Origin of the sequence: Phytohabitans aurantiacus, from assembly GCF_027923225.1 — a bacterium.
Classification (GTDB): Bacteria; Actinomycetota; Actinomycetes; order Mycobacteriales; family Micromonosporaceae; genus Phytohabitans; species Phytohabitans aurantiacus.
Genome location: NZ_BSDI01000041.1, coordinates 85,468 through 92,342, shown reverse-complemented (window position 1 = coordinate 92,342; position 6,875 = coordinate 85,468). Strand labels below are relative to the sequence as shown.

Annotated in this window: 5 protein-coding genes; 1 reads left to right on the top strand and 4 read right to left on the bottom strand. The window is 67.8% G+C overall.

Translation table 11 applies throughout. The features are described 5' to 3' along the window. Nucleotides 1-229 precede the first annotated feature (229 nt). On the bottom strand, nucleotides 230-2,122 hold the full coding sequence (locus tag QMG73_RS32465; protein WP_281902083.1) for a beta-galactosidase: 1,893 nt from the start codon (nucleotides 2,120-2,122) through the stop codon (nucleotides 230-232). 180 nt (nucleotides 2,123-2,302) lie between these two features. Between QMG73_RS32465 and QMG73_RS32460 the strand changes: the two genes are divergently transcribed. Continuing rightward, the gene (locus QMG73_RS32460; protein WP_281902082.1) at nucleotides 2,303-2,977 is read left to right on the top strand and encodes a S1 family peptidase; all 675 of its coding nucleotides are present in this window, start codon (nucleotides 2,303-2,305) and stop codon (nucleotides 2,975-2,977) included. Between the two features lie 72 nt (nucleotides 2,978-3,049). On the opposite strand, the gene QMG73_RS32455 is transcribed toward QMG73_RS32460, so the two are convergent. The 3 genes from QMG73_RS32455 to QMG73_RS32445 are packed head-to-tail and all read right to left on the bottom strand — an operon-like array spanning nucleotide 3,050 to nucleotide 6,695. Continuing rightward, on the bottom strand, nucleotides 3,050-3,970 hold the full coding sequence (locus QMG73_RS32455) for a carbohydrate ABC transporter permease (RefSeq protein ID WP_281902080.1): 921 nt from the start codon (nucleotides 3,968-3,970) through the stop codon (nucleotides 3,050-3,052). Continuing rightward, nucleotides 3,967-5,019 (bottom strand): ABC transporter permease, encoded by a 1,053-nt coding sequence (locus tag QMG73_RS32450; protein WP_281902078.1) that lies wholly within the window; start codon nucleotides 5,017-5,019, stop codon nucleotides 3,967-3,969. The genes QMG73_RS32455 and QMG73_RS32450 overlap by 4 nt, the downstream gene beginning before the upstream one ends. After that, on the bottom strand, nucleotides 5,016-6,695 hold the full coding sequence (locus QMG73_RS32445) for an extracellular solute-binding protein (RefSeq protein ID WP_281902076.1): 1,680 nt from the start codon (nucleotides 6,693-6,695) through the stop codon (nucleotides 5,016-5,018). Before QMG73_RS32445 ends, QMG73_RS32450 begins: the two co-directional genes overlap by 4 nt. Nucleotides 6,696-6,875: the final 180 nt, after the last annotated feature.

Here is a 6,875-nt window from a genome sequence, read left to right as displayed (position 1 = left end):
CAACTCAACCGACGGCCACGACAAACCCTGAACTGGCATACTCCAGCCCAGAAGCTCAACCAGCACCTCGTTGCACTGACCCCCTGAAACCGCCGATCCAACCACGTGCGTTCGCCCTTGATCGGCGAACGCGGCGCGCGAACAGCGGCGCGCGGACGGCGGCGCGCGGACAGTGCGCGGCAAAGCGGCGCGTGGACGGTGGTGTTGGAGGGTGGGGCTGTGTCGGCTGTTAGGGGTGGGGGCGGATTATGGCGTACGCGCCGGCAGGCAGGGTCAGGACGCCGGTCACGGGGGCACCGGTCAGGATCTCGATGCCCTCGGCGGGTATGTCGTGGGGCTCGTCGGTGTGGTTGAGGGCGAACACCCATCCCCCATCGCGGCGCACCACCTCGACACCGGGCGCGACGCCGGCAATCGCCACTCCGGCGTCGCGTGCGGCCGCTGTCAATACGTCCTGGTATGTGGGGTCGTCTAGGCGCGCTGAGATGTACCACGCGATGCCCGCGCCGTACTCGTGCCGCGTTACGCCTGGCTGTACCTGTGTCGCACCGGCCAGGCTCACCAGCTCCGCCCAGCCTTCCGGCGACGGCTGGAACTCTTCGACCCGTACGCCCAGCACGTCGCGGAGCGCGCCGGGATAGCCGCCGAGCCGGACTCGGCCGTGCTCGTCGGCAACGCCGGAAAGGTAGGTTGCCACAAGGTGGCCACCACTGTCCACATAGGCGCGCACCGCCTCAGCCGCCTCGTCGGAAATCAGATAGTGCGCGGGGAGGACCAGCAACGAGTATGGCAAGGGATCGGTGAGCGCGACGAAGTCGGCGGTCACCCCAGCGTGCCACAGTGCGCGGTGAGCCGCCTGCACCTCCGCCGCGTAGTCGATTTCCATGGGCATGCCGGGCGCCTGCAAGGCCCACCACGACGCGGCGTCCCACGCGATGGCTGTTGATGCCATGACCGATCCATCTACTTCGGACAGTCGAGACAGGACGCCGCCCAGGGTCACCGCCTCGCGGTAGACGCGGCTGTCTGGTCCGGCGTGCGGCACGAGTGCCGAGTGGTACCGCTCGGCTCCGCCCCGCGGCGCCCGCCATTGAAAGAACATCGCGCCGCGCGAGCCGCGCGCCACGTGCGACAGGCTGTGCCGGATCATCCGCCCCGGCTCTTTGGCGTGCATGCGGTCGCGAGTGTAGATGAGGTTCGGCGCGCTCTCCATGAGCAGCCACGGCTTGCCGCGCGCCCATGAGCGTGCCAGGTCGGCGCCGAACGCGGTCTGTTCCTCTGCGCCCAGGCCGGCGTCCGAAGGGTAGTGGTCGATCGCGACCAGGTCGACCTCGCGTGCCCAGCGGGCGTGGTCGACGGGCACCCAGCCGCCGAAGACGTAGTTGGTGGTGATGGGCACGTCGGGTGTGGCGGCGCGGAGCAGGTCGCGCTGCTCCACGTACGCGGACAGCAACTCGTCGGACCAGAACCGCCGGAAGTCCAACAGCTGTCCCGGATTCGGCATGTACTGCGTCGCGCGCGGCGGGAAGATCTGCTCCCACGCCGAATAGTGCTGGCTCCAGAACGCGCTCACCCACGCGTCGTTGAGCGCGTCGAGGTCGCCGTACTCCTTGCGCAGCCAGCCACGGAAGGCGGTCGCCGCGTGGTCGCAGTGGCACGCCGTGCCGTACTCGTTGTGCACGTGCCACAGCGCGAGCGCGGGATGTCCGGCGTAGCGCTCGGCCAGCGCCCCCGCGATCCGCCGGCACGCGTCGCGGTACGCGGGCGCGCTCGCGCAGTACGTGTCGCGGCTGCCGTGCAGCAGCCGCGTGCCGTCACCGCGCACCGGCAGCGCGTCGGGATACGCCAGAGAGAACCACGGGGGCGGTGACGCGGTCGGCGTCGCGAGTGCCGCTTTGACGCCGCCCTCCGCCAGCAGATCGAGTATCCGGTCCAGCCACCCGAAGTCGTAGTGGCCCTCGACCGGCTCCAGCCTCGACCAGGCGAACACCCCGACGCTCACGAGGTTGACGCCGGCGCGGCGCATCAGCTCGATGTCTTCGCGCCACACGTCTTCGGGCCACTGCTCCGGGTTGTAGTCGCCGCCGTAGCAGAGCCCATCCACGCCCTTCGGCCAGTGCACCGTCCGCCCCCTCCGCCTTTTGTTTGGAGTCCAGCCGAAGTATGGTAGCTGGCAAGGCGCGTGGTGCCATGGTGGGGGCACCACGCGCTATTACTGAAGCGGTATCGATCCACCCTTGTAGATGCACCGATACCGCCCTAGCCTGATGCGTCAAACGGCCCCTCCCATAAGGAGTTCACCGTGCGCATCCGTCTGGTCCTCGCCACCCTCGCCACCACCGCCCTCACCGGCGTGCTGCTCGCACCCACCGCGGCCAGCGCCGCCCCGCAGCCGATCATCGGCGGCGGCACCGTCTCGTCCGCGCCGTGGGCGGCGGCGATCTTCAGCGGTGGCTCGTTCACCTGCTCCGGATCGATCGTCGCGTCGCGCTGGGTGCTGACCGCCCGCCACTGCGTCGGCGGCAGCATGTCGGTGCGGGTCGGCAGCGTGTACTACGCATCCGGCGGCGTGACCCGGACCGTCACCTCGACGTCCACCCGTTTCGACCTGGCCCTGCTGTACCTGAACAGCGCGGTCAGCACGACGTACGTGACGCTCGCCAACAGCAACCCGCCGGTGGGCTCGACCAACCAGATCTACGGCTGGGGCCGCACCTGCACCAACTGCGCCGCGTCCGCGCAGCTGAAGACCGCTAACGTCCAGGTGACGAGCAACAGCGCGACCGACGCGTACGGCGGCCAGGCGATCCGCAGCACCGGCGTCAACGGCGTGGCCTGGCGTGGCGACTCGGGTGGCCCGCAGTTCTACAACGGCCAGCAGGTCGGCGTCTGTTCGACGGGCAACGGCTCGACGTACCAGAACTACGGCAGCGTGGCCAACAGCCGCGCCTGGATCACATCGGTCGCGGGCGTCTAAACCCCCATGATCAGGGCGTCCCTCAAGTTGCTCTAACGACTTGAGGGACGCCCTGATCACGGAGGGAAAGGGTTAGCCCTTGATGGCGCCGAGGATGACGCCCTTGACGAAGTGGCGCTGGATGAACGGGTACACGATGGCGATTGGGGCGACCGCCACGACGACAACCGCCATCTTCACCGCCAGCGTCGGCGGCATCGCCGTGCCGACGGGCAGGCCGGAGAAGGTCGGCGACTGCCCCTGCAGGACGATGCTTTGCAGGATCCGCTGGATCGGGAACTTGTCGTTGTCGTCGATGTACAGCAACGCGTTGAACCACGTGTTCCAGTACCCGACCGCGTAGAAGAGGCCCACCACCGCGATCACCGCCTTCGACAGCGGCAGCACGATCCGGATCAGGATGCGCAGCTCGCCGGCGCCGTCGATGCGCGCGCTGTCGAGCAGTTCCTGCGGGATGGCCTGGAAGAACGCCCGGATCACCACGAGGTTGAAGACGCTGACCGCGGTCGGCAGGATCAGCGACCACAGGCTGTCTTTGAGCCCGAGCCCGGTCACCACCAGGTAGCTGGGCACCAGGCCCGGATAGATGAGGAACGTCAGCAGGAAGTAGAACAGCAGCGACCGGTGCCCGAGCGAGCCCGGGCGGGACAGCCCGTACGCGGCGAGCACGGTCAGCAGGAGGCTCACCGCGGTGCCGGCGACGGTCACGAGGGTGCTGATCCACAACGCCTTGGTGACGGTGCCACCGGAGAAGATCGTCACGTACGCGGACGCGTCGATCCCCTTCGGAATCATCACCAGGCCGCCCGCCTCGTTGATGGTCTGGCGGGACGAGAGACTCGTTACCACGACGGTCCACAGTGGCACGAGCACGGCGAGAACCACGGCGGTGAGGACGAGGCCCTTGACGGCGAGGCCAACCGGGGTCGGCTTCTCCTCCCAGGCCGGACGGCGCGATGGCTTGCGCAGCTTGGTGGCGAGTTGGACGCTCATGATTTCGAGTAGATCCCCCGTTCGCCCAGCAGGTGTGCCATCTTGTTCGCGGCCAGGATCAGCACGAGCCCGATGGCCGCCTTGAAGAGGCCGGCCGCGGCTCCGAAGCCGTAGTCGCCGGTCGCGATGGCGTGGTAGTACACGAAGGTGTCGAGCACCTCGGCGGCGCCGCGGCCGACCGCGTCGCGCTGCAGGATGAACTGCTCGAAGCCCACCGACAGCGCGTCGCCGAGCCGCAGGATCAGCAGCAGTACTATGACCGGCCGCAGGCCGGGCAGGGTGACGTGCCACAACCGCCGCCACCGGCTCGCACCGTCCACAGCAGACTGTTCATAGAGGTCGGTGTCGATGGTCGACAGCGCGGCGAGGAAGATGATGGTGCCCCAGCCGACGTCTTTCCACACCGACTCGGCCGTCACCAGGATGATGAACGTGTCCGGGTTGGTCATGATGTTCCACGGCTGGAGGCCGGCCTCGCGCATTTCCTGCGCGAGCAGGCCGGCGCCGCCGAGCATCTGCACGAAGAACGTCACCACCAGCACCCAGCTGAAGAAGTGCGGCAGGTACACCACGGTCTGGATGAACGACCGCAGCCTCGTCGACAGCACGCTGTTGAGCAGGATCGCGAGCGCGATCGGCAGCGGGAAGAAGAACACGAGCTGGAACGCCGTGATGGACAGCGTGTTCCAGACCGACTCCCAGAACGCGTCGCTGCTGAAGAGGTTTTCGAAGTTGGCGAACCCGATCCACTCGCTGCCCAGAAACGCCTGGAGCGGGCTGTCGCCGGCAAACGGGTTGTAGTCCTGGAAGGCGACCACGTTGCCCAGTGCCGGCAGGTAGTGGAAGACGAGCAGGACGAGCGCGCCGGGCAGGGTCATCAGCAGCAGGGGCCAGTCGCGGCGCAGGCGGGCCCGGAACGGTACCCGATGGCGCTTTGAGGGCTTGCGGCGTGCGGACACCGCGCCCTCCGCGGCGCGCGTGGTGCCCGGAGGCGGGGTACGGGACGCGCCCGACCCCGCCGCCGGTGGTGCTTCTTCGCGAGTGCTCATTTTCCAGCGTCGGACAGCGTCTTGGCGAGGAAGTCGCGGGCCTCGTCACCGCCGTTGCTGCGCCACTCCTGCACGACCTTGTCGAGGTCGCTCAGCGGGCGCCGGCCGCGCACGACGTCAGTGATCTTGTCTTCGGTGGGGACGGTCTCGGCCTTGTACTTGGTCGGGAACTCCAGCTTGAAGTCGTCCCAGGGGCTCTTCTCCAGGAACTTGACCATCGAGTTCGAGTACGTGATCAGGTCCTTGACGTAGTTCGGCGTCTGCGGGGTCGGCGCGACGACCGGGCTGCGACCGCTGACGAAGAAGTACTGGTCGCCTGCCTCCTTGAAGCCCAGCTCGGTCTTTTGCGGCCCGGTCGGCGTCATCGTGTAGTGCGTGCCCTCGACGCCGTACTGGCGCAGCTGCCACTCCTTCGTGCCGAACGGCGCGGAGCACCAGTTGATCACCCGAAGCAGCTCCTCGACCCGCTCCTTCCCGAGGCCCTTCTTGATGAAGGTGTACGAGATCGGCTTGTCGTCACCCCAGACCAGCGGGTCGCCCCCGGTCGCGGAGAAGATCGGCACCGGCTGGATGTTGAAGCCCGGCGTGACCTTCTGCTGCTCGGCCTGCATGCCCTGCCACATGCCCATGCCGTCCTGCTTGAAAAGGATCTTGCCGCTCTCCAGCAGCTTCTTGGAGTCGGCGCCCTTGCTGGCGACCAGCTCCGGGTGGACGAGGCCGTCCTTGTAGATCTGGGCCATCACCTCGGCGGCCTGCTTGAACTCGGCGGTCTCGTACTTGTGCTCCGGCGTGCCGTCCGCCTTCAGGCGCCAACCGGTGTCGGCGCCCGGCACCTTGTGGAACATCTGGACCATCGCGAACATGTCGTCGAACGCCCACACCCCCTTGCTGGGGTTGGTGACCGCCTTGCCGACGGCGAGCAGCTCCTCGATGCTCTTCGGGTACGTGTGGCCGAGGGCGTCGAGCAGATCCTTGCGGTAGAAGAAGCCCCAGGCGTAGGGGCCGTCGGTCGGGTTCGGGATCGCCATCAGGCGCTCGTTCCACACCGACCGGCGCCAGGCGCCCGTCGGGAAGGTCGCCATCATCGGGTACGCGTCGATCTTGTCGCCGGAGAGGTAGTCGGTGAGGTCCTCGAAGAGCGCCTTGACCGCGTCACCGAAGCGCGGCAGCTTCTCGACCTCCCAGTCGGGGATGCAGAGCAGGTCGGGCACGTCGCGGGCGGCGAGCAGGGCGTTCATCTTGTCCGCGTACACCAGGCCGTCCTGCGCGCTGGGGTCCACGTCGATGCCGAGCTCTTTGTTGACCGCGGCGAGGTACTGGTTGGAGCCCAGCGCCGGCGCCGGCGGGCCCCAGGCCGGGTACATCGTCTTGATGACCTTGCCGCTCTTGCCCGGCGTCTCGCTGATGGCGTCGACGAGCGTGGACGGGTAGGTCGTATAGCCGTCGGCGATCGGGCGCACGCCCGGCACGTCCGGCTTGGGGATGCCGAGGTTGAGCTCCTTGAGCCTCGGCAGCAAGCTGGCGATCTTGTCAGTCCCGGTCGCAGCGCCCTCGCTGCCGGTCTCTCCGCCGCAAGCGGAGAGCAGGCCGCCGCCGGCGAGAGCCGCCACGCCGAGACCCGCCAGGCCGAGGAAGTTTCTGCGGTTGGTGGCCGCGCCCGCGAGGGGTGACGTCACGGCGCACTCCCTTCCGTTGCTAAAAAGTGATAGAACTGTAGAGTTAGTTCGTCTGCCGACTAAACAAACTAGACCAACGGTGACCGCCGCCACAAGGGCGCACCCGGTACGGCATGATGGTCAAGCCAGCCCGGGGCACCATCAAGACATCTCGCCGGGAACGGGGCTGACTTGATCACG

Bases quoted from the DNA above. Each gene is read 5' to 3' on its own strand.
- QMG73_RS32455 (WP_281902080.1), bottom strand. From the start codon at position 3,970: ATGAGCGTCCAACTCGCCACCAAGCTGCGCAAGCCATCGCGCCGTCCG.
- QMG73_RS32450 (WP_281902078.1), bottom strand. From the start codon at position 5,019: ATGAGCACTCGCGAAGAAGCACCACCGGCGGCGGGGTCGGGCGCGTCC.